This is a genomic window from Streptomyces sp. TRM68367, from assembly GCF_014495685.1.
Taxonomy (GTDB): Bacteria; Actinomycetota; Actinomycetes; order Streptomycetales; family Streptomycetaceae; genus Streptomyces.
Genome location: NZ_JACTVI010000001.1, coordinates 46468 through 68172, shown reverse-complemented (window position 1 = coordinate 68172; position 21705 = coordinate 46468). Strand labels below are relative to the sequence as shown.

The window sequence follows — 21705 nt, the reverse complement described above, 5'->3', positions numbered from 1 at the left end:
ATGACGACGAACCCGAACCCTCCGGCCCGGGCAGGGCGCCGCGAGTGGACCGCGCTCTGCGTGCTGATGCTGCCGCTGCTGCTGGTCTCGATGGACGTCTCGGTCCTCTACTTCGCGATCCCCGCGATCGGTGCCGACCTGGAGCCGACCGGCACCCAGCAGCTGTGGATCTTCGACATGTACGGCTTCGTCCTGGCCGGTCTGCTGATGACCATGGGCTCGGTCGGTGACCGCATCGGCCGGCGCAAACTCCTGATGATCGGCGCGGCGGCCTTCGGCGCGGCCTCTCTGGCGGCGGCGTACGCGAGCAACGCCGAGATGCTGATCGCGGCCCGCGCGGTGCTCGGCATCGGCGGCGCGACGCTGATGCCGTCGACGATGGCCCTGGTCCGCACGATGTTCACCGACCACGGCCAGCGTGCCAAGGCGATCGGCATCTGGTCCGGCGTGATGACGGGCGGGGTGGCACTCGGCTCGGTGCTGAGCGGGGTGCTGGTCGAGCACTTCTGGTGGGGCTCGGTCTTCCTGGTCAACCTGCCCGCGATGGTGATGCTGCTGGTCCTCGCCCCGGTGCTGCTCCCGGAGTCGCGCGATCCCGCGCCCGGCCGCTTCGACTGGCCGAGCGTGCCGCTGTCGATGGCGGCGGTACTCCCCGTGATCTACGGCCTGAAGGAGATCCCGTCGGACGGCTGGAACGTCCGGTACGTCCTGTCGATCACCGTGGGCCTGCTCTTCGCGGCCCTGTTCGTCCACCGCCAGCGCACGACGGCGTCCCCCCTGATCTCCCCCACACTGTTCCGCGTACGCGGCCTCGCCCCCGCCGTTGTCCTGAACCTCGTCGCGCTGTTCGGGATGATGGGCTCGGCGATCTTCACCACGCAGTATCTGCAGTCGGTGCTCGGCAAGAGCGCGCTGGAGGCGGCGCTGTGGGGACTGCTTCCGTCGGTGGCGATCGGCGCGCTGGCACCGGTCTCGGCGCAGCTGGTCCAGAAGGGCGTACCGCGGGCCGCCGTCGTCACGGCGGGCTTCGTCATGGCGGCGGGCGGCTACGCGCTGCTGGCCCTCGCCGGCCCGGACTCCCTGTGGCTGGTGCTGACGGCCTGCGGTGTCCTCGCCGGCGGAGTCATCACGGCGACGACCCAGATAGCGGACCTCATGATGACCGCCGCCCCGGTGGAACGGGCGGGCACCGCGTCCTCCCTCTTCGAGACCGGCGCCGAGTTCGGCGGCGCCCTCGGCATGGCGGTCCTCGGCTCCATCGGTACGGCGATCTACCGCCACGAGATGCCGGCGACGGTCCCCGCCCCGGCCCGCGAAACCCTGGGCGGCGCACTCGCCGTGGCCCAGCAGTTGCCGGGGCGCGCGGGGGACGCCCTGACGACGGCCGCGCGGGAGGCCTTCACCCACGGCATGCAGGGTGCGGCGATTGCGGCGGCCGGGGTGTTGGCGGGGGCGGCGGCGCTGGCGGCGGTGACGTTGCGGAGGGTACGGGTGCGGGAGGAGGAGACGGAGGAGCGGGAGAAAGCGCTGGCCTGACACACCAGAACGCCGGACGAGCTGATCACCTCAGCTCGTCCGGCGTTCCCACAACCTCAGACCAGGTTCACCGATCGAGCAGACGTCGCCCCGATCTCGGTGGCGACCTCGGCCAGCACCCCGGGGGACACCGTGTCGTCGACCGTGAGGATGGCCAGCGCCTCCCCACCTGCCACCGACCGCGACACCTGCATACCGGCGATGTTGATCCCCGCCTCGCCGAAGATCCGGCCCACCGTGCCCACGACACCCGGCCGGTCCTCGTACCGCAGCACCACCATGTGGTCGGCGAGCGCGAGATCGACGTCGTAGTCACCGACCGCGACGATCTTCTGCAGGTTCTTCGGGCCGGCCAGCGTGCCGGACACCGACACCTCCTCGCCGTCCCCGAGCGTCCCGCGCACGGTCACGACGTTGCGGTGGTCGGTCGCCTCGGAGCTGGTCGTCAGCCGCACCTCGACACCCCGCTCCTGCGCGAACAGCGGTGCGTTGACGTACGACACCGTCTCGTCGACGACGTCCTCGAAGACACCCTTCAGCGCGGACAGCTCCAGCACCTTCACATCGTGCTGGGTGATCTCGCCGTACACCTCGACGTCCAGCCGCACGGCCACCTCGCCCGCGAGCGCGGTGAAGATCCGGCCCAGGCGCTCGGCGAGCGGCAGCCCCGGCCTGACGTCCTCGGCGATGACGCCGCCCTGGACGTTCACCGCGTCCGGGACCAGCTCACCGGCGAGCGCGAGGCGCACCGACCTGGCCACCGCGATGCCGGCCTTCTCCTGCGCCTCGTCGGTCGACGCACCGAGGTGCGGCGTGCACACCACCTGGTCGAACTCGAACAGCGGCGAGTCCGTGCACGGCTCCTTCGCGTACACGTCGAGACCGGCACCGGCGACCCGGCCCTCCTTGAGGGCGGAGTACAGCGCCTCCTCGTCGACGATCCCGCCGCGCGCGGCGTTGACGATGCGCACGCTCGGCTTGACCTTGCGCAGCGCCTCGTCGCCGATCAGACCGAGCGTCTCGGGCGTCTTGGGCAGGTGCACGGTGATGAAGTCGGCGACCTCGAGCAGCTCGTCCAGCGACAGCACCTTCACGCCCATCTGCGCGGCCCGCGCGGGCTGCACGTACGGGTCGTAGGCAACGACCTTCATGCCGAACGCGGACATCCGCTGCGCGACGAGGGCACCGATCCGGCCCAGACCCACGACACCCAGGGTCTTCTCGGCCAGCTCGACGCCCGTGTACTTGCTGCGCTTCCACTCGCCGTTCTTCAGCGCGGCGTTGGCCTGCGGGATGTTCCGGGCCGTGGCGACGATCAGGCCGCAGGCCAGCTCGGCGGCGGTCACGATGTTCGAGGTCGGGGCGTTGACGACCATCACGCCGGCCTTGGTGGCGGCGGAGACGTCGACGTTGTCCAGGCCGACGCCGGCGCGCGCGACGACCTTGAGCTTGTTCGCGGCGGCGACGGCCTCGGCGTCGACCTTCGTCGCGGAACGGATCAGGATGGCGTCGACCTCGGCGATGGCCGGGAGCAGCTCGGCTCGGTCGGCTCCGTTGCAGTGCCGGATCTCGAAGTCCGGCCCGAGCGCCTCCACGGTGGCGGGCGACAGCTCTTCAGCGATGAGTACGACGGGTTTCGAGCTCACGTGAGTCCTCACAAATCCAATGCTGCGGACGGCCGTCCCGACGGCCGCAGGCGGTGGAGGGTGGTGGCCGCGTGGAAGACGCACGACGCTGTGGGCCTGACGCGTATGTAGTACCGCAGTGTAGTGGTGCGACGGGGGTCGTCTTACGTCTGTGCGGAAGGATCACCCGGACGTGAAAGGTCCGGCCGCGGCATCGGTGCCGCGGCCGGACCGGGGGCTCACGCCTCCTCGTCGACCCAGCTCATGAGCTTGCGCAGCTCCTTGCCGGTGGTCTCCAGGAGGTGCTCGGAATCCTGCTGCTTGTACTCGTTGTACTTCTTCAGGCCGCCGTGGTACTCGTCCATCCACTTCTGGGCGAACGAGCCGTCCTGGATCTCGGCGAGGACCTGCTTCATCTCGGCCTTGGTGGCGTCGGTGATGATCCGCGGGCCGGTGACGTAGTCGCCCCACTCGGCGGTCTCGGAGATCGACCAGCGCATCTTCTCCAGGCCGCCCTCGTACATGAGGTCGACGATCAGCTTCAGCTCGTGCAGGCACTCGAAGTAGGCGATCTCCGGCTGGTAGCCCGCCTCGGTCAGGGTCTCGAAGCCCGCCTTGACCAGCGCGGCCGTACCACCGCAGAGGACGGCCTGCTCGCCGAACAGGTCGGTCTCGGTCTCCTCGGTGAAGGTCGTCTTGATGACGCCGGCGCGGGTGCCGCCGATGCCCTTGGCGTACGACAGGGCGAGCTCGAAGGCGTTGCCGCTCGCGTCCTGCTCGACGGCCGCGATGCACGGAACGCCGCGGCCCTCCTCGTACTGGCGGCGCACCAGGTGGCCCGGGCCCTTCGGGGCGACCATGCACACGTCGACGCCGGCCGGGGGCTTGATGAAGCCGTAGCGGATGTTCAGGCCGTGGCCGAAGAACAGGGCGTCGCCGTCGTTCAGGTTCGGGGCGATGTGCTCCTCGTAGACCTGGGCCTGGATCGGGTCCGGCACGAGGATCATGATGACGTCGGCCTCGGCGGCGGCCTCCGACGGGGTCACCACGCGCAGGCCCTGCTCCTCGGCCTTGGCCTTGGACTTGGAGCCCTCGTGCAGACCGACGCGGACATCGACACCCGAGTCACGCAGCGACAGGGCGTGCGCGTGGCCCTGGCTGCCGTAACCGATGACCGCGACCTTGCGGCCCTGGATGATGGACAGGTCGGCGTCGGCGTCGTAGAACAGCTCGGCCACTTTGGGTTCTCTCCTCGGGAGTGCAGGTGTTGCGTCCCACCGTATGACGGCGGGGGGACGGGAAGTTCCGGGGTCTCGGAATACGGGCGGTCGGCGCGCGCCGACCGCCCGTATGGAGTCTTATGCCGACCGGTCGAGGGCGCGCAGCGAGCGGTCCGTGATCGAACGGGCGCCGCGGCCGATCGCGATCGTGCCGGACTGGACCAGTTCCTTGATGCCGTACGGCTCCAGCATCTTGAGCATCGCGGACAGCTTCTCGCTGGATCCGGTGGCCTCGATGGTGACGGCCTCCGGGGAGACGTCGACGGTCTTGGCGCGGAACAGTTGGACGATCTCGACGATCTGGGAGCGCGTCTCGTTGTCGGCGCGCACCTTCACGAGAACGAGTTCGCGCTGAACGGCCGAACCCGGCTCCAGCTCGACGATCTTCAGCACGTTGACGAGCTTGTTGAGCTGCTTGGTGACCTGCTCCAGCGGCAGGTCCTCGACGCCCACGACGATGGTGATGCGGGAGATGTCGGGGTGCTCGGTGACGCCGACGGCGAGCGAGTCGATGTTGAAGCCGCGGCGGGAGAACAGGGCGGCGATCCGGGCCAGGATGCCCGGCGTGTTCTCCACCAGGACGGAGAGCGTGTGCTTGGACATGTCTCTTGGTCTCTCTCGCTCAGTCGTCTTCGTTGTCGCCGAAGTCGGGGCGGACGTCCCGGGCGGCCATGATCTCGTCGTTGGAGGTGCCGGCGGCGACCATCGGCCACACCATCGCGTCCTCGTGGACGACGAAGTCGACGACGACCGGGCGGTCGTTGATGGAGTTCGCCTCCTCGATGACCTTGTCGAGGTCGGCCGGGTCCTCGCAGCGGATCGCGTAGCAGCCCATGGCCTCCGACAGCTTCACGAAGTCGGGGACGCGGGTGCCGCGGGCGTCCGGGTTGACGTCGTCGGGCCCGGAGTGCAGCACGGTGTTGGAGTACCGCTGGTTGTAGAAGAGGGTCTGCCACTGGCGGACCATCCCGAGGGCGCCGTTGTTGATGACGGCCACCTTGATCGGGATGTTGTTCAGGGCGCAGGTGGTGAGCTCCTGATTGGTCATCTGGAAGCAGCCGTCGCCGTCGATCGCCCAGACGGTCCGGTCGGGCGCGGCGGCCTTGGCGCCCATGGCGGCGGGGACCGCGTAGCCCATGGTTCCGGCGCCGCCGGAGTTCAGCCAGGTGGCGGGCTTGTCGTACTCGATGAAGTGCGCGGCCCACATCTGGTGCTGGCCGACGCCCGCCGCGAAGATCGTGCCCTCGGGGGCGAGCTGGCCGATGCGCTCGATGACCTGCTGTGGGGACAGGGAGCCGTCGTCGGGCTGGTCGTAGCCGAGCGGGTAGGTCTCGCGCCAGCGGTTCAGGTCGGTCCACCAGGCCGCGTACTTCGGCCCGGCGGCCTCGCCCGGGTTGCCCTCACTGTGCTCCTTCTGCACGGCCTGGACCAGGTCGGCGATGACCTCGCGGGCGTCCCCGACGATCGGCACGTCGGCGGCGCGGTTCTTGCCGATCTCGGCCGGGTCGATGTCGGCGTGGACGATCTTGGCGTGCGGCGCGAAGCTGTCCAGCTTGCCGGTGACGCGGTCGTCGAAGCGGGCGCCGAGGGCGACGATCAGGTCGGCCTTCTGCAGCGCGGTGACGGCGGCCACGGAGCCGTGCATGCCGGGCATGCCCAGGTGCTGCGGGTGGCTGTCGGGGAACGCGCCGAGCGCCATCAGGGTGGTGGTGACGGGCGCGCCGGTCAGCTCGGCGAGGACCTTCAGCTCGGCCGTGGCCCGGGCCTTGATCACGCCGCCGCCGACGTACAGGACGGGCCGCTGGGCCTGGGTGATCAGCTTGGCGGCCTCGCGGATCTGCTTGGCGTGCGGCTTGGTCACCGGGCGGTAGCCGGGCAGGTCCATGGCCGGCGGCCAGGAGAAGGTGGTCCTGGACTGCAGGGCGTCCTTGGCGATGTCGACCAGGACCGGGCCGGGGCGGCCGGTGGAGGCGATGTGGAAGGCCTGCGCGATCACCCGGGGGATGTCCTCGGCCTTGGTGACGAGGAAGTTGTGCTTGGTGATCGGCATGGTGATGCCGACGATGTCCGCCTCCTGGAAGGCGTCCGTGCCGATCGACTTGGAGGCGACCTGCCCGGTGATCGCGACCAGCGGCACCGAGTCCATGTGGGCGTCGGCGATCGGCGTGACCAGGTTGGTGGCACCGGGGCCCGAGGTGGCCATGCAGACGCCGACCTTGCCGGTGGCCTGCGCGTAGCCGGTGGCGGCGTGGCCGGCTCCCTGCTCGTGACGGACCAGGACGTGGCGCACCCTGGTGGAGTCCATCATCGGGTCGTACGCGGGAAGGATCGCACCGCCGGGAATGCCGAATACCGTCTCGGCCCCGACTTCCTCGAGAGAGCGGATGAGGGACTGCGCACCCGTGATCTGCTCGGGCGCGGACGGCTGTCCAGAGGGACGGGGCCGCGGCTGCGGATGGTGGGCCCCGGAGGCCTGCTCGGTCATCGGCGATCTCTTCTCGATGCTGAGGGTTTATGCGAAGTTTGTACGACGTTGGACTCGTGTACGGGCTACGTACGGCTCGTGCCCATGCAACAAAAAACCCCTCGTGCCGTAGGGCAAGCGAGGGGAGCGCGCCGGTGAGGTCGCTGGGGTTTCCGGATCTTCTCCGGTGTGACCCAGCTCAACCGACGCGCTGTCCAAGTACGAGAATTCGGGTGCGCATGGCACTGACCTTCTCCCCGGCGCACACTCACTGTCAAGTGGGTGGGACGGGGGTCTCATTATGTGAGCGGAGGGTGGTACCACCGCCGAGGACGGCGGGCACGCTGCTGGTGTATACCCTCGGGCCCCTTTCCATGGCTCGTTCACCTCCCACACCGCCCGCGAACGCGGGCTCGGCCGGTCCGTGCGGCACCGGATAGTGGCCGGTACTGAGCGCCCGGCGCAACCGGTACTCGTCCAGCGGCCCGGAGAAGGCCACGCCCTGCCCGTGCGTGCAGCCCATCGCGCGCAGGGCGACCACCTGCTCGGGCAGGTCGGCCCCTTCGGCCACGGAATGCAGCCCGAGGTCGGTGGCGATCCGGAGCAGGCCACTGGTGATCTTGTGCAGTCGCGCGGACTCGACGATGCCCTCGACCAGGCTGCGGTCGAGCTTGAGCAAGTCGACGGGGAGCCGGCGCAGCGCCGTGATCGCCGCGTGGCCGCTGCCGAAGCCGTCCAGCGCGATCCGTACGCCGACCCGCCTGAGGGCACCCAGGCGGCGCTCCAGCTCGTCCAGGCCGACCCGGGGGTCGGTGTCGGCCAGCTCGATGACGAGCGCCCCGGACGGTAGCCCGTGCCGGGTCAGCAGGGCCTCCACCGAGCCGAGCGGCAGGGAGCGGTCCAGCAGCCGGCGTGCGCTCATCCGGACCGCCACAGGCACGGACAGGCCCGTCGCAGCCCGCTCGGCGGCCTGCTCGACGGCTTCCTGGAGCATCCAGCGGTCCAGCTCGGCGGTCTTCTCGCTGTCCTCGGACACCCGCAGGAAGTCGGCGGGGGTGAACAGCACCCCCCGCGAGGAGCGCCAGCGCACCTGGGCGGAGACCGAGGTGATCCGGCCGTCCGCCAGGCACACCACCGGCTGGTGCAGCAGCGCGAACTCGCCGTCGTGCAGCGCGGCGCGCAACCGCGTGGCCAGCTCCGCCTTGCGTACGACGTCCTGCTGCATCTGCGGCTTGTACAGTTCGACGCGGCCCTTGCCGCCCGCCTTGGCCCGGTACATGGCGAGGTCGGCATTGCGCAGGATCTCGCCCACGCCGAGGCCCGGCTCGGCGAAGGCGACGCCGATGGAGGCGTTGACCCGGACATCGTTGCCGTCGATGGCGTACTGCTGCGACAGCGTCGCCCTGAGACGGTCGGCGAGCTCCAGGATGTGCCGTTCACGGGCCGTGCGGTCGGGGGTGCCGTCGCCGACGATCAGAGCCGCGAACTCGTCGCCGCCCAGCCGGGAGGCCGTGTCCCCCTGCCGGACCGAGTCCTGGAGCCGGCGTGCGGCCTGGACGAGCAGTTCGTCCCCGGCCTGGTGCCCGATCGTGTCGTTGACGGCCTTGAAACCGTCGAGATCGATGAAGAGCACGGCCGTGCCCCGGTCGGTGGAGCGGCGGCCGGACAGGGCCTGCTGCACGCGCTTGGTGAACAGGGCGCGGTTGGGCAGGTCGGTGAGCGGGTCGTGCTCGGCGTTGTGCTGCAACTGCGCCTGCAGACGCACTCTTTCGGTCACGTCCCGGCTGTTGAAGATGAGGCCCCCGTGGTGGCGGTTGACGGTCGACTCGACGTTGAGCCAGCCGCCGTCGCCGGACCGGAAACGGCACTCGATGCGCGTAGTGGGTTCCTCGACCGGGTCGGCGGCGAGGAAACGGCGCACCTCGTGCACGACACAGCCCAGATCCTCGGGGTGGATGAGACCCGCCAGTTCCGTGCCGACCAGGTCCTCCGCCGGGCGGCCGTACACCCCCGCGGCGGCCGGGGAGACGTACCGGAGGACGCCGCCGGGCGTGGCGATCATGATGACGTCGCTCGATCCCTGCACCAAGGAGCGGAAGTGGTTCTCCTTCTGCGCCAGTTCCTGTGTGAGAGTGATGTTGTTGAGCAGCATGATGCCCTGGCGGACGACGAGCGCGAGCACGACCGTGCCGCCGGTGATGAGTACCACGCGGTCGACGCTGCGGCCGTTGAGGACGTTGTAGAGGATCCCCAGCGTGCACACGGCGGCCGCGAGGTACGGCGTGAGGGCGGCGAGGGAGCCCGCGAGGGGCCGGGCGGCCGGATACCGGCCGTGCTCGGCTTCCGGTGCGGGCGGGTGGTGCGCGCCGCCGCGCTGGCCGGGCAGGTGCTCGTGGACCACGCGCGTGTGCCCGTCCGTGTAGTGCCTGTCCGTGGGGTGTCTCGTGGGGTGTCTCGTGGGGTCCGGCTGGGCGGGCCGGGGCGCGGCCCAGGGGGCGTACGCCAGCAGCAGCGAGCCGGCGAACCAGCCCGCGTCGAGCAGCTGGCCGGATTGGTAGTTGTTGTGCATCAGCGGTGAGGTGAACAGGGCGTCGCACATCACGGTCAGCGCGAGCGCGCCGATCGCGGTGTTGACCGCGGTGCGGTTCACCGCGGAACGCCTGAAGTGCAGCGCCAGCAGCATGCTCACCAGGGCGATGTCGAGCAGCGGGTAAGCCAGCGACAGCGCGGTGTGCGCCACGTCGGGCCCCTCCGTCTTCGCCGCCTGGGCGAGCGCGAGGCTCCACGCCAGGGTGAGCAGCGAGCCGCCGATCAGCCAGGCGTCCAGCGCGAGGCAGCCCCAACCCGCCTTCGTGACCGGCCGTTTGGCGAGCACGAGCAGTCCGACGATGGCCGGCGGTGCGAAGCACAAGAAGAACAGGTCCGCGTAACTGGGGCTGGGCACGGGCCGGTCGAGCACGACCTCGTACCACCCCCAGACCGCGTTGCCGAGGGCCGCCATCGCCGAGGAGAGGGCGAACAGCAGCCAGGCGGGGCGAAAGCGGACACGGCGACTGCGGGCGTAGAGGAAGCAGGACACGGCGGCCGCCACCGCGGCGCCGGCCAGCCCGAAGTCGCCCATGATCAGCGCGAGGTGGGTCGATCCCCAGCCGAACGCGGAACCGAGGGCGTATCCCGCGCAGACCAGGGCCAGGACGATCTGCGGCAGCAGGGCCCGCCCGTTGCCGGAGCCCGGCGTGCGAGGCAGCGGCGATGTCCCCGGCGTGGGCTGTGCCCGCAGCCCCGCGTCGAGGGTGGTCGTGGAAGTCGGCGCGCTCACCGGTCCCTCCCGGTCCGCGCCGCTCCCCGGTCCCGCTGGTCCCGGTGCGCTGGGTGGGCCTGGCGCCTGCGGCTGCCGTGTCGTCGCTGGTGAGGACTGTGGTTGATGTGGTAGCCGCCGCGCCGACGGTGGCTGTGACTGCCGTGGTGGCCGCGTCTGCACGCGGCTGTGCACCAGGGTCGCCGTCGGCTGCCCTGCCGCGTCGGATCGCTGGTCCATAGGCCGTGCATCGCCCGTCGCCCCCCTCGCAGTCTGAAATGTCCATCCCCGGCGCCGATCGGTGCGCGGCGCTGCCCCTGTCTGGACGATACACCAGTCTCGTCACTCAGGGACATAGGTTCTCTACGCTCCGTAACGATCAACAGATGCATAAACACCCACCGCGTCCGGAAGGTTGCGGACGGTACCCGAGCGGATGCCGTCCTGGTGCGCTCCCGCGGATCAGACGCCGGTGGCGCCTGTCGTAAGGATCACGTTGCGCAGGGGCTCCCGGTTCACATAGCGGCTCAACTGGTCGACGAGCAGGCGCCGGGCGCGCGGCAGGAAGGCGGAGGTGGGGCCGCCCACATGCGGGCTGATCAGCACGCCGGGCGCACGCCACAGGGGGTGTTCACGGGGCAGCGGCTCGGGGTCGGTGACGTCGAGGGCGGCGGTGATGCGGCCGGTCTCCAGCTCGGCGAGCAGCGCCTTGGTGTCGACGACGGGTCCGCGGGCGACGTTGACGAGCAGGGCGCCATCCTTCATCCGGGCGAGGAAACCGGAGTTGACCAGGCCCTTCGTGGCCTCGGTGAGCGGGGTGGCGAGGACCACGACGTCCGCTTCCGGGAGCAGGGCGGGCAGTTCGGTGAGCGGATGCACCGGACCGCGCGCCGTGGTGCGCGCGGAGCGCGCGACGCGCGCCACCCGCGCCACCTCGAAGGGAACGAGCCGGTCCTCGATCGCGGCGCCGATCGAGCCGTATCCCACGATGAGGACGTTCCTGTCGGCCAGCGCCGGGCGGAACCCGCCGAGCCACTCCCCCTTGTCCTGGGCCCGTACGAAGTCGGGGATGCCGCGCAGCGACGCCAGGATCAGCGTGAGTGTCAGCTCCCCGGTGCTGGCCTCGTGCACGCCACGCGCGTTGCACAGCCGCACGCCCGGACGCAGCTGCTTCAGCCCGGGCTCCACGTGGTCGATGCCCGCGGACAGCGTCTGCACGACCTCCACGGCGCCCATCTGGGGCAGCGGCCGCTGCCCCACCTCCGGCGCCTTCATGTAGGGCACCACGTAGAACACGCAGTCGGCCGGGTCGGCGGGGAACTCCTCCTCACCGTCCCAGAAGCGGTACGTGGGCCCCTCGGGGAGGCCGTCGATGTCGTCCGGGGAGAGGGGCAGCCACACGTCAGCACTCATGCTCTGGAGGCTATGTCAGGAGCGTGAAGGCGCAGAGGTTAGGTTGGGGTGGCCAGGAGAGGGAGGGTCACGAGCAGGTGGAGCGCAGGACGATCGGCGCGGCGGCGCTCGCGGTGGGGGCCGTCGGACTCGGGTGCATGCCGATGAGCTGGGCGTACAGCGCGTCGCAGCAGCGCGGCGACGAGTCGCTCAGGGCGGTGCACCGGGCGCTGGATCTGGGGTCGACGCTGCTGGACACGGCCGACATGTACGGCCCGTTCACCAACGAGCTGCTGGTGGGGCGGGTGTTGAAGGAGCGGCGCGCGGACGCCTTCGTGTCGACGAAGGCCGGCCTGCTGGTGGGCGAGCAGCACATCGTGGCCAACGGCCGCCCGGGGTACGTGAAGCGGGCCTGCGACGCGAGTCTGCGCCGCCTGCAGACCGACGTGATCGACCTCTACCAGCTGCACCGCGCCGACCCCGAGGTCCCGGTCGAGGAGACGTGGGGCGCGATGGCGGAACTCGTACAGGCCGGGAAGGTACGGGCGCTGGGGCTGTGCGCGGTGGGTGCGCGGGCCGGCCGCCGGCCCGGAACGCGGCTGCACGACACGACGATCCGGCAGCTGGAGCGGGTCCAGCAGGTCTTCCCGGTGAGCGCGGTGGAGGCGGAGCTGTCGGTGTGGTCGCCGGAGGCCCTGGAGGCGCTGCTGCCGTGGTGCGAGGCGCGCGGCGTCGGCTTCCTCGCCGCGATGCCGCTCGGCAACGGCTTCCTGACCGGCACGCTGACGCCCGGCGAGGGCTTCGAGTCGGACGACATGCGCGCCCGGCACCCGCGCTTCACGGCCGAGATGATGGCCGCGAACCAGCCGATCGTGGCCGGCCTGCGCCGCGTCGCGGCCCGCCACGGCGACGAGGTCACGCCCGCCCAGGTGGCCCTGGCCTGGGTACTGGCCCAGGGCCGGCACGTGGTCCCGGTCCCCGGCAGCAAGCGGGAGCGCTGGGTGACGGAGAACACGGGGGCGGCGGCGTTGCGGCTGACGGCGGAGGATCTGGCGGAGGTGGCGCAGCTGCCGGCGGCGCAGGGGTCGTGGGACTGAGGCGGGGCGGGTTCGCGGGCTGACGAGCCGCGAGCAGTGGGACGGAGGTGGCGGCCATGGGGTACGGCCGTACGGTGACCGGAAACCGATCCTGTACGGCGTGAACCGTGCGCTCGGATGAGACGGGACGGTTCAACATTCACTGATCGGGAACCTGTGGGGCGCGAGCGGTGTAAGACAAGTAGGAACCGCCGCGTCGAAGGGACCATGATCGTGCGACGTCGAGCCGTGACGGCCTTGCTGGCCGCCTCCGTGCTCCTGCTGACCGCCGGCTGCTCCTCCGACGGCGGAGGGTCGCCGGGCGGCGAGGAGAGCGCCTCCCCCAGTGGTACGGCATCGCGGCCCTCGCCCACGCGGCAGGCCGCCGGACAGACCCCGCCGGCGCAGGGCTCGGTGAAGGTGGTGCGCACGGTCGCCACCGGTCTCGACAGCCCCTGGGGCCTGGCCCCGCTGCCCGACGGCGACCTGCTGGTCTCCTCGCGGGACGACAGGACGATCACGCGGGTCGACGTGGAGACGGGCCGCAAGACCGAGCTGGGCGAGGTGCCGGGCGTCGCCCCGGAGGGCGAGGGCGGCCTCCTCGGCATCGCCCTCTCCCCGGACTACGCCTCCGACCACATGGTCTACGCCTACTTCACCTCGGCCTCGGACAACCGCATCGTCCGCATGCTGTACGACGCGCAGAAGCCGTCCGGCGAGCAGCTGGGCGCGCCCGACGTCGTCTTCCGCGGCATCCCCAAGGGCTTCGTGCACAACGGCGGCCGGATCGAGTTCGGCCCGGACAAGATGCTGTACGCGGGCACGGGCGAGAGCGGGGACACGGGGCTGTCCCAGGACCGGGACTCCACGGGCGGCAAGATCCTGCGCCTGACCCCGGAGGGCGAGCCGGCCCCGGGCAACCCGTTCCCGGACTCGCCGGTGTACTCGTACGGCCACCGCAATGTGCAGGGCCTGGCCTGGGACGACCAACAGCGTCTGTTCGCGGCGGAGTTCGGCCAGAACACCTGGGACGAGCTGAACGCGATCAAGCCGGGCGACAACTACGGCTGGCCGAAGGCCGAGGGCCGGTCCGACGACCCCGAGTTCCACAACCCGATCGCCCAGTGGGGCACGGACGAGGCCTCCCCCAGCGGCATCGCCCACGCCGAGGGCTCCATCTGGATGGCGGGTCTGCAGGGCGAGCGCCTGTGGCGCATCCCGCTGAAGGGCACGGAGGCCGCGGCGGACCCGCAGGCCTTCCTGGAGGGCGAGTACGGCCGCCTGCGCACGGTGGTCCAGGTCGGCAGCGACAGGCTGTGGCTCACGACCAGCAACACGGACGGCCGGGGCAACCCGAAGGAGGGCGACGACCGGATCCTGGAGCTGCAGGTGAAGTAGTGGTTCGGGCGGGGTGGCGGTTCCGGCGGAGTGGTACCCCCTCACGCGTCCTCGTCGCTGTCACCCCCGCCCCGCGCGCCGGGATCCTGCGCGGGCGGCCGTACGACGACCTTCCCGGACGCCAGATCTATGGGCCCGCGGCCGGGGTCGTTGTCGCCGACGTCCTCGCGGGTCAGTTCCAGGCGTTTCTGCTCATCGCGGGTGTGTTTGCGACCGGGCGCGAACAGTTCTTCGAACGCGTTGAACACGGAGCCTCCCTCGGCCGGCGTCCCTTACAGCGTAAATGTCACCCTGCCGTCGGCGAGGTGAGCGTTTCGGCCGGGAACAGCCCCAGCCGGTGCGCCACCGCCGCAGCCTCGCCCCGGCCCGCGACGCCGAGCTTGGCGAGGATGTTGGAGACGTGGACGCTGGCCGTCTTCGGGGAGATGAAGAGTTCCCCGGCTATCTGGCGGTTGGTGCGGCCGGCGGAGACCAGGCGCAGGACGTCGCGTTCCCGGCTGGTGAGCCCGAGGTCCCCGGCGGGGTCGGGGGACGGCCGGGCGGTGCGGCTCAGGGTGAGGCGGGCGCGCTGGGCGAGCAGGGTGACGGCGTCGAGGAGCGGGCGGGCGCCGAGGTGGTCGGCGACGGCGCGGGCGAGGCGGAGCAGCTCGGTGGCGCGGGCGCGTTCGTCGTCGCCTCCGGCGGAGCCCAGCAGTGCCTCGGCGAGTCGGTGGCGGACGCGGGCGAGGTCGTAGGGGCGCTCCAGGGGTTCCAGCGCGGCGACGGTGGCGGACCACTCCCCGGGCTCGGACTTGCCGTCCGCGCACAGCAGTTCGGCGCGCAGCCACAGGGCGTGGGCCTCCCATACGGGCGCCCCGGTGGCCAGCGTCTTCGCGGCGCCGCGGATGCGGTCGAGGATCTCGGGGCGGCCGGATGCGGCGGGCGCGAGACCGTGGGCGTCGGCCTCGGCGCCGGCGGCGGCGATCAGCAGCGGCCAGCCATAGCGCTGGGTGCCGGGCGGGAAACCGGCGTCCAGGACGGCCAGCAGTTCGGTGCGGGCGTCCGGCAGTCGGCCCTCGGCGGCGGCGATCAGCAGCGGCCAGCCATAGCGCTGGGTGCCGGGCGGGAAACCGGCGTCCAGGACGGCCAGCAGTTCGGTGCGGGCGTCCGGCAGTCGGCCCTCGGCGGCGGCGATGCCGATCGCGATGTGGCTCATCGGCAGGGAGTACTGCGGCATGAGGTCGTGCGTGCCGAAGTATTCGCGGGCGGCGCGCAGATGGCCGGTGGCTGTGGTCAAGTCGCCCCGGACGAGGGCCAGATGGGCCAGCCGCATGGAGCCGCCGGTGCGCGGCTTGGCGCTCTGTCCCTCCCGCTGGGCGTTGGCGGCGGCCTCGGCGGCCTCGTCCCAGTGGCCGAGGGAGTGCAGGGACTCGGCGAGATTGCCCCACACCCAGCCCTCGGAGTCGAGCAGGCCGAGTTCGCGCGTGATGCGCACCCCCTCCCGGAGGAGCCCGACGGCCTCCTTGGAGCGGCCGAGGCCCTCCAGCACGGACGGCAGGTTCACATGGCTGCGGACCCGCACACTGATCGCGCCCAGCTTGGCTGCCTGCTCCTTCACCTCGTACATCTCGGCGAGCCCGACCTCGATCTGGCCCGCGTCGGCCTGGAGGCCGGCCAGGGTGAGCCTGGCGTTGAGCTCGATGTCCCGGGCGCCCACCATGCGCGCGTACTCGACGGCGCGTTCGGCGGCCGTCATCGCTTCGGGGCCCGGCTCGTGGAGCATGGACCAGCCCGCGACCATGGCCAGCACTTCGGCGTGCACCTCGGAGGGTGGCAGTCCGCGCACCAGGTCCTGCGCAGTGGCGAGTTCCTTCCAGCCGTCGCCGCGGGCCAGGGCCTGGGTCAGCCGGGCGCGCTGCGCCCAGAACCAGGCGGCGCGCAGCGGGTCCGGCTCCTCGTCCAGCAGTCGCAGCGCCCGCTTGGCGATCTTCAGGGCGCGTTCCCGCTCCCCGCACAGCCGGCCGGCGACGGCCGCCTCGGCCATCAGGTCGAGGTAGCGCAACGGAGCCGTGGTCGGGCCGCCGCCGCTGGGGGTCCCCCCACGCCGTTCTGGCAGTGGGGGAGGGTATACCTCGGCGTAGTCGGCGGGGCGCTGGGCGGCGCGTACGTCCTCGGGGACGGTGTCCCACAGCTCCATCGCCCGCTCCAGCAGCCGCAGTTGCTCGGAGTAGGCGTGCCGGCGGCGGGCCTCCACGGAGGCGTCGAGGACGGCGGGCAGGGCCCTGGCGGCGTCGTGGGCGTGGTACCAGTAGCTGGCCAGGCGCATGACGCGCTGGTGGGCGGGGACGAGCGTCGGGTCGGTCTGGAGGGCTTCGGCGTAGCGGCGGTTGAGGCGGGAGCGTTCGCCGGGCAGCAGGTCGTCGCTGACGGCCTCGCGGACCAGGGAGTGGCGGAAGCGGTAGCCGTCCTCGCCGGGCGCGGGGGTGAGGATGCCGGCGTTCACGGCGGACCTGAGCGCCTCGATCAGGTCGTCCTCGGCGAGCCGGGCGACGGCGGCGAGCAGCCGGTACTCGACGGTGGAGCCGCCCTCGGCGACGATCCGGGCGACCCGCTGGGCTGCCTCGGGCAGGCCTTCGACGCGGACGAGGAGCAGATCGCGCAGGGAGTCGGGCAGGCCCGTACGCGCGCCCTCGCGGGCGGCGACGGCGAGTTCCTCGACGAAGAAGGCGTTGCCGTCGGAGCGGGCGAAGATCTCGTCGGTCTGGGCCGGGTCGGGTTCCCGCGCGAGGATGCCGGCGATCTGGCGGCTGACTTCCTCGCGGTTGAAACGGCCGAGTTCGAGGCGGCGGACCGTGCGGAGGCGGTCGAGTTCGGCGAGCAGGGGGCGCAGTGGGTGGCGACGGTGGATGTCGTCGGAGCGGTAGGTGGCGAGGACCACCAGGCGGCCGGTGCGCAGGGTGCGGAAGAGGTAGGTGAGCAGGTGGCGGGTGGAGGCGTCGGACCAGTGCAGGTCCTCCAGGGCGAGGACGACGGTGTGGTCGGCGGCGATGCGCTCCAGCAGGCGGGCGGTGAGCTCGAAGAGGCGGGCCATGCCCTCCTCACCGGGGCGGTCGGCCTCGCGGGCGGCCACCGTGCCGAGTTCGGGCAGCAGCCGGGCGAGTTCGTCCTCCTGTCCGGCGGCCGCGGCGGCGAGCCGGTCGGGCAGTTCGCGGTGCAGGGTGCGCAGGGCGGTGGAGAAGGGGGCGAAGGGCAGGCCGTCGGCGCCGATCTCGACGCAGCCGCCGAGTGCGACGACAGCGGCCCGGCGGCGGGCGGCGGTGGCGAACTCCTCGACGAGGCGGGTTTTGCCGACACCGGCCTCGCCGCCGATCAGTAACGCCTGCGGGTTGCCTGCGGCGGCGTCGGCGAGGACGGTGTTCAGTGTGTCCAGTTCGTCGCCGCGGCCGACGAAGACGGGACTGACGGACCTGGTCTCCACGAGGCTGAGCATTGCACGGGGGTCTGACAATGCGGCACCGGTTTTCTGGCGGCGGAGGGGGCGGGAGGCGTGCGGTGTTGGTGCTGGCCGGGGGTGGGTGCGCTCGCCGCGCTGGTGGGGTGCCGCTACGCCCACCCCTGCCGCCCCAGCGGCACGACCGCCCGCGGCTATGTCGGCGTGGGGTGCATCGCCTGTGCACGCCGGTGGGGCCCCGTCGTCACGCCGCGCGGGTGAAGCGGCGGTAGCGGGAGTCGTGGGTATGGGGCTCGGTTCCCGAGGTGCCGTGCGTCGCCTTGCGGCGGGCGGTGCGGCGGGCTCGGAGGGCCTCGCGGACCAGGCGCTGGTGGTCGGCGCGGCGGAGCAGGTCGGCGGAGCGGTACTGGTGGAGCTCGTACTCGTACATGGTGTGTCCCCACTGGGTCGGTGGTCGGCTTCGCTTGGTGCGATGCCTCCACCTTCGTCTCCGAGGGGGGCCGGCCACATCGGGAGAGTTCCGCATCTTCGGGGGACGGTCCCGGGTCCGGGCACGCGTAAGGGGCCTCAGGTCCGCCGTAAGTACCCTGCGGAGGACCTAAGACCCCTGATGGCGCGCGCGGCTCAGCTGCTCGTCGAGGGCAGGCCGAGCAGGACGTCGGTGTACTTGAGGACGGCCAGGAACAGGCCGATGACGCCGAGCGCGACGCCCGCCCAGGAGACCGACTTGATCCAGGGGGCCTGCGACTTCCCGGGCGCACCGAAGGCGGGGCGGGCCAGCACGACCACGCCGACGACCAGGGCGGCCAGCGCGAACACGCCGGCCCACAGCGCGGTGGTCTGCCAGGCGTCGCCGTAGACCTCCTTGACCTGCGCCGCCACGCCCGCGTTCGCCGCGGTATGCAGCTGCCCGATGAGCTGCTCGCGCGCGGAGGCGACGGTGCCGAGCCAGCCGCCGGTGAGCGACACGAGGCCGAGCGCGACGGAGACGACCGCCCCCGCGCCCTGTCCGACACCGGACGGGCCCTCTTCCTGCTTCGCCTGGAACTCCTCGTCCTGCTCGTCGCCGTCCTCGGCGTCGGGCGTCTCGTCCGAGGCGTCCTGCACGGCCTCGCCGTCGGCCTCCGTCCCTTCGTCGGGCTTGGTGACGTCCACCGCCTCCTCGTCGTGCTTGGCCTCGGCGGCCTCGGTCTCATCCACTGTCTTGGTTCCCATGCCTCGCACCGTACGGACGCTCTCTGAGAGGTTGCTTAATGATCGTTGTGAGCTATGGAACGGGGTGAGCGGCACGCGTCGCGTGCGGCGCGCCACTCGGGCGCGAGCACGGACCACACTTCGAGGTCGTGCCGTACGCCGTGATGGAGATGGGCCTCGCGGCGCACCCCGTCCCGGGTCATGCCCAAGCGCCGGGCGACGTTGAGGCTGGACTGGTTGCCCGACGCGGCGACCCACTCGACCCGGTGAATGCCGCGTTCCTCGATCGCCCAGTCTAGGAGCACCCGCATCGCGCGCGTGACAAGGCCCCGTCCCGTCGCGGCGGGCTCCAGCCAGCAGCCGACCTCGCAGCGGCCCTGCTCCGCCTCGAAGTTCAGGAACAGCACCCCGCCCACGAGCTTGCCCTGCAGCCACAGGCCGTGCAGGGAGGCGGAGTCGGCGGCGCGCAGGTCGGCGTACCGCTGGAGCATGGCCCGCGCGGAGTCGACGTCGGTCTCCTTCGACCCGAAGTCGATGAACCGCCCGATGAACTCCCTGCCCCGCTCCAGGTGCGCGAAGAACTCCTCGGCGTGCCACGGCTCCAGGGGCCGCAGTTCCGTTTCGTCGTCACCCAGTCGTATCGCGTACATCCCGCTGCCGTGCCTCCTCCTCCGCCAGGACGTCCGCCACCTCGGCGTCCGTCGCGGCGGCCAGCCTCTCATGGGCGGCACGGCACTCGGGCGGCTCGATGCTGATGCGCGGCATGCACCTGTCGAGCCAGCGCGGCAGCCACCAGTTGGCGCCGCCGAGCATGTGCATCAGGGCCGGTACGAGGAGGGTGCGCAGGACGAAGGCGTCGAGGGCGACGGCGGCGGCGAGCGCGATGCCGAACATGGCGATCACCCGGTCGCCGCTGAGCACGAAGGCGAGGAAGACCGAGATCATGATGACCGCGGCGGAGTTGATCACTCTGCTGGTCTCGGCCAGGCCGACGCGGACAGCGCGCCGGTTGTCGCCGGTCTCCAGCCACTCCTCGTACATCCGGCTGACCAGGAAGACCTGGTAGTCCATGGAGAGGCCGAAGAGGACCGACACCATGATCACGGGGAGGAACGGTTCTATGGGCCCGGCCCGGCCGAGGCCGAGCAGTTCGCTGCCCCAGCCCCACTGGAAGATCGCGACGACCACACCGAAGGCGGCGGCGACCGCGGCGACGTTCATCGCGGCGGCCTTCAGCGGGATGCCGACGGACCGGAAGGCCAGCAGGAGCAGCAGACAGCCCAGGCCGATGACGACGCCGACGAAGAGGGGCAGCTTGTCGACGATGACCGCGGCGAAGTCGTCGTAGCCGGCCGTGACGCCGCCGACCTGTACATCGAGCGAGGTGCCGGTCTCGGCGCGCGGCAGCACGTCGTCGCGCAGCCGGTCGACGAGGTCGCTGGTCTGCTGCGACTGCGGCGAGGACTCCGGTACGACGGTCAGGTAGGCGGTGTGGCCGCCCTCGTCGTACGTCACCGGGGTCACCGCGGCGACGCCCTCGGTGCCGCGCAGGGTGCTGTCGAGGTTGTCCAGGGCGAGCTGGTCGGCGGCGCCGCCGACCTTCGTGACGAGGGTGAGGGGGCCGTTGACGCCGGGGCCGAAGCCGTCGGCGAGCAGGTCGTAGGCCTGGCGGGTGGTCGAGCCCTGGGGGTCGTTGCCCTGGTCGGAGGTGCCCAGGTGCAGGCCGAGGGTGGGCAGGGCGAGGACGGCCATGACGACCAGGGCGACGGCGCCGAGCACCTTGGGGTGGCGCTCCACGAACGCCGACCAGCGGGCGGCGAACCCGGTCGGCAGCTCCGGTTCCGGTCCGTGCTCGGCCAGCCGGCGCCGCTCGCGGCGGCTGAGCGCGCGCATGCCGATGAAGGACAGCAGGGCGGGCAGCAGGGTCACGGAGGCCGCGACGGTCAGGACCACGGTCAACGAGGCGGCGATGGCCACGCCGTTGAGGAAGCTGAGCCGGAGGATCAGCATCCCCAGCAGGGCTATGCAAACGGTGGCACCTGCGAAGACGACCGCCCGTCCGGTGGTCGCGACGGCGTTGGTGGCCGCCTCGGTGACGGACAGCCCGCGCTTCAGCCCGCGCCGGTGTCTGGTCACGATGAACAGCGCGTAGTCGATGCCGACGCCGAGCCCGATCAGCATGCCCAGCATGGGTGCGAAGTCGGCGACGGTCATGGCGTGCCCGAGCAGCGCGATCCCGGAGTAGGCGGTGCCGACGCCGACCAGCGCGGTGGCGATCGGCAGCAGTGAGGCGGCGAGCGAGCCGAAGGCCAGGAACAGCACGACGGCGGCGACTACCACGCCCACGATCTCGGCGAGATGCCCGCCGGACGACTCGGTGAGCCCGACGGCGCTGCCGCCCAGCGCCACCTGCAGCCCGTCGGACTCGGCGGACTCGGCGGTGTCGACGACGGACTGCGCCTCGGCCTTGCCGACGTCCTGCGCCTGGTCGTCGAAGGTGACGGTCGCGTACGCCGTACGGCCGTCCGGGCTGATCCGGCCGGCGCCGTGCTCGTCGTACGGGCTGGTCACGGAAGCCACCCCGGGCAGGTCCCCGACGCGTTCCAGGGTGCGGGTCATGGTCTGCTCGACGTCGCTGGCGCGGACCGTGCCGGAGTCGGTGTGCCAGACGATCCGGTCGCTGTCGCCGCCGAGGTCGGGGAAGCCGTCGTGCAGCAGCTGGGTGGCGCGGCCCGACTCGGTGCCGGGGACCTTGTAGTCGTTGGAGTACGCGGTGCCGGCGACGACGGCGCCCGCGGTGACCCCGCCGAAGGCGAGGAGCCAGAGCAGTACGGCTACGAGGCGGCGCTGGATGCACCAGCGTGCGAGTGCTGCCACGAAACGTGCTCCCGGGGGGACGATGTGGGGGGATCTTTGACCGGGAACAGTCGTCCATGGGATGAACGGCCCGCAAAGAACGCATGAGCAATGCGGAAGCCACTCTTACAGCTCGTGGAGATCGTTTGACGAATT

At 71.5% G+C, this 21705-nt stretch carries 15 protein-coding genes; 3 read left to right on the top strand and 12 right to left on the bottom strand.

What is annotated here, in order from left to right; translation table 11 throughout:
• Complete coding sequence (locus H8R17_RS00315) at window positions 1–1536, top strand: MFS transporter (RefSeq protein WP_187821046.1); 1536 nt, start codon at window positions 1–3, stop codon at window positions 1534–1536.
• Window positions 1537–1592: 56 nt separating this feature from the next.
• On the opposite strand, the gene serA is transcribed toward H8R17_RS00315, so the two are convergent.
• The 6 genes from serA to H8R17_RS00285 form a co-directional block, all read right to left on the bottom strand.
• Window positions 1593–3182: a phosphoglycerate dehydrogenase gene (gene serA / locus H8R17_RS00310; protein ID WP_187821045.1), complete on the bottom strand. Its 1590-nt coding sequence runs from the start codon at window positions 3180–3182 to the stop codon at window positions 1593–1595.
• A 218-nt stretch (window positions 3183–3400) separates the two neighbouring features.
• Window positions 3401–4399, bottom strand: a complete 999-nt coding sequence (gene ilvC, locus H8R17_RS00305) for a ketol-acid reductoisomerase (protein WP_187821044.1) — start codon at window positions 4397–4399, stop codon at window positions 3401–3403.
• A 120-nt stretch (window positions 4400–4519) separates the two neighbouring features.
• Window positions 4520–5044, bottom strand: a complete 525-nt coding sequence (gene ilvN / locus H8R17_RS00300; RefSeq protein WP_187821043.1) for an acetolactate synthase small subunit — start codon at window positions 5042–5044, stop codon at window positions 4520–4522.
• Between the two features lie 19 nt (window positions 5045–5063).
• Entirely contained in the window at window positions 5064–6926 is a 1863-nt protein-coding gene (locus H8R17_RS00295) for an acetolactate synthase large subunit (RefSeq protein ID WP_187821042.1), read from the bottom strand.
• A 253-nt stretch (window positions 6927–7179) separates the two neighbouring features.
• Window positions 7180–10224 (bottom strand): bifunctional diguanylate cyclase/phosphodiesterase, encoded by a 3045-nt coding sequence (locus H8R17_RS00290; RefSeq protein WP_187821041.1) that lies wholly within the window; start codon window positions 10222–10224, stop codon window positions 7180–7182.
• Window positions 10225–10665: 441 nt separating this feature from the next.
• Complete coding sequence (locus tag H8R17_RS00285) at window positions 10666–11616, bottom strand: 2-hydroxyacid dehydrogenase (protein WP_187821040.1); 951 nt, start codon at window positions 11614–11616, stop codon at window positions 10666–10668.
• A 77-nt stretch (window positions 11617–11693) separates the two neighbouring features.
• Between H8R17_RS00285 and H8R17_RS00280 the strand changes: the two genes are divergently transcribed.
• Both H8R17_RS00280 and H8R17_RS00275 read left to right on the top strand, forming a co-directional pair.
• A complete protein-coding gene (locus H8R17_RS00280; RefSeq protein WP_187821039.1) occupies window positions 11694–12692 on the top strand; it encodes an aldo/keto reductase in 999 nt (332 codons plus the stop codon).
• A gap of 207 nt (window positions 12693–12899) precedes the next feature.
• Window positions 12900–14069: a sorbosone dehydrogenase family protein gene (locus H8R17_RS00275; RefSeq protein ID WP_187821038.1), complete on the top strand. Its 1170-nt coding sequence runs from the start codon at window positions 12900–12902 to the stop codon at window positions 14067–14069.
• Between the two features lie 41 nt (window positions 14070–14110).
• Here the strand turns inward: H8R17_RS00275 and H8R17_RS00270 are convergent, their stop codons facing one another.
• From H8R17_RS00270 to H8R17_RS00245, 6 genes are all read right to left on the bottom strand, one after another.
• Window positions 14111–14317: a DUF6191 domain-containing protein gene (locus tag H8R17_RS00270; protein WP_187821037.1), complete on the bottom strand. Its 207-nt coding sequence runs from the start codon at window positions 14315–14317 to the stop codon at window positions 14111–14113.
• A gap of 38 nt (window positions 14318–14355) precedes the next feature.
• Window positions 14356–17538: an AAA family ATPase gene (locus H8R17_RS48500; RefSeq protein ID WP_187821036.1), complete on the bottom strand. Its 3183-nt coding sequence runs from the start codon at window positions 17536–17538 to the stop codon at window positions 14356–14358.
• 205 nt (window positions 17539–17743) lie between these two features.
• On the bottom strand, window positions 17744–17929 hold the full coding sequence (locus H8R17_RS00260) for a hypothetical protein (protein WP_187821035.1): 186 nt from the start codon (window positions 17927–17929) through the stop codon (window positions 17744–17746).
• Window positions 17930–18123: 194 nt separating this feature from the next.
• Entirely contained in the window at window positions 18124–18723 is a 600-nt protein-coding gene (locus H8R17_RS00255; protein WP_399476056.1) for a hypothetical protein, read from the bottom strand.
• Between the two features lie 26 nt (window positions 18724–18749).
• Window positions 18750–19343: a GNAT family N-acetyltransferase gene (locus tag H8R17_RS00250; protein ID WP_187821033.1), complete on the bottom strand. Its 594-nt coding sequence runs from the start codon at window positions 19341–19343 to the stop codon at window positions 18750–18752.
• Window positions 19321–21570, bottom strand: a complete 2250-nt coding sequence (locus tag H8R17_RS00245) for an MMPL family transporter (protein WP_187821032.1) — start codon at window positions 21568–21570, stop codon at window positions 19321–19323. Before H8R17_RS00245 ends, H8R17_RS00250 begins: the two co-directional genes overlap by 23 nt.
• Between the last annotated feature and the right edge of the window lie 135 nt (window positions 21571–21705).

Bases quoted from the DNA above. Each gene is read 5' to 3' on its own strand.
- H8R17_RS00315 (WP_187821046.1), top strand. From the start codon at position 1: ATGACGACGAACCCGAACCCTCCGGCCCGGGCAGGGCGCCGCGAGTGG.
- ilvN (WP_187821043.1), bottom strand. From the start codon at position 5,044: ATGTCCAAGCACACGCTCTCCGTCCTGGTGGAGAACACGCCGGGCATC.
- H8R17_RS00295 (WP_187821042.1), bottom strand. From the start codon at position 6,926: ATGACCGAGCAGGCCTCCGGGGCCCACCATCCGCAGCCGCGGCCCCGT.
- H8R17_RS00285 (WP_187821040.1), bottom strand. From the start codon at position 11,616: ATGAGTGCTGACGTGTGGCTGCCCCTCTCCCCGGACGACATCGACGGC.
- H8R17_RS00275 (WP_187821038.1), top strand. From the start codon at position 12,900: ATGATCGTGCGACGTCGAGCCGTGACGGCCTTGCTGGCCGCCTCCGTG.
- H8R17_RS48500 (WP_187821036.1), bottom strand. From the start codon at position 17,538: ATGCTCAGCCTCGTGGAGACCAGGTCCGTCAGTCCCGTCTTCGTCGGC.
- H8R17_RS00260 (WP_187821035.1), bottom strand. From the start codon at position 17,929: ATGTACGAGTACGAGCTCCACCAGTACCGCTCCGCCGACCTGCTCCGC.
- H8R17_RS00250 (WP_187821033.1), bottom strand. From the start codon at position 19,343: ATGTACGCGATACGACTGGGTGACGACGAAACGGAACTGCGGCCCCTG.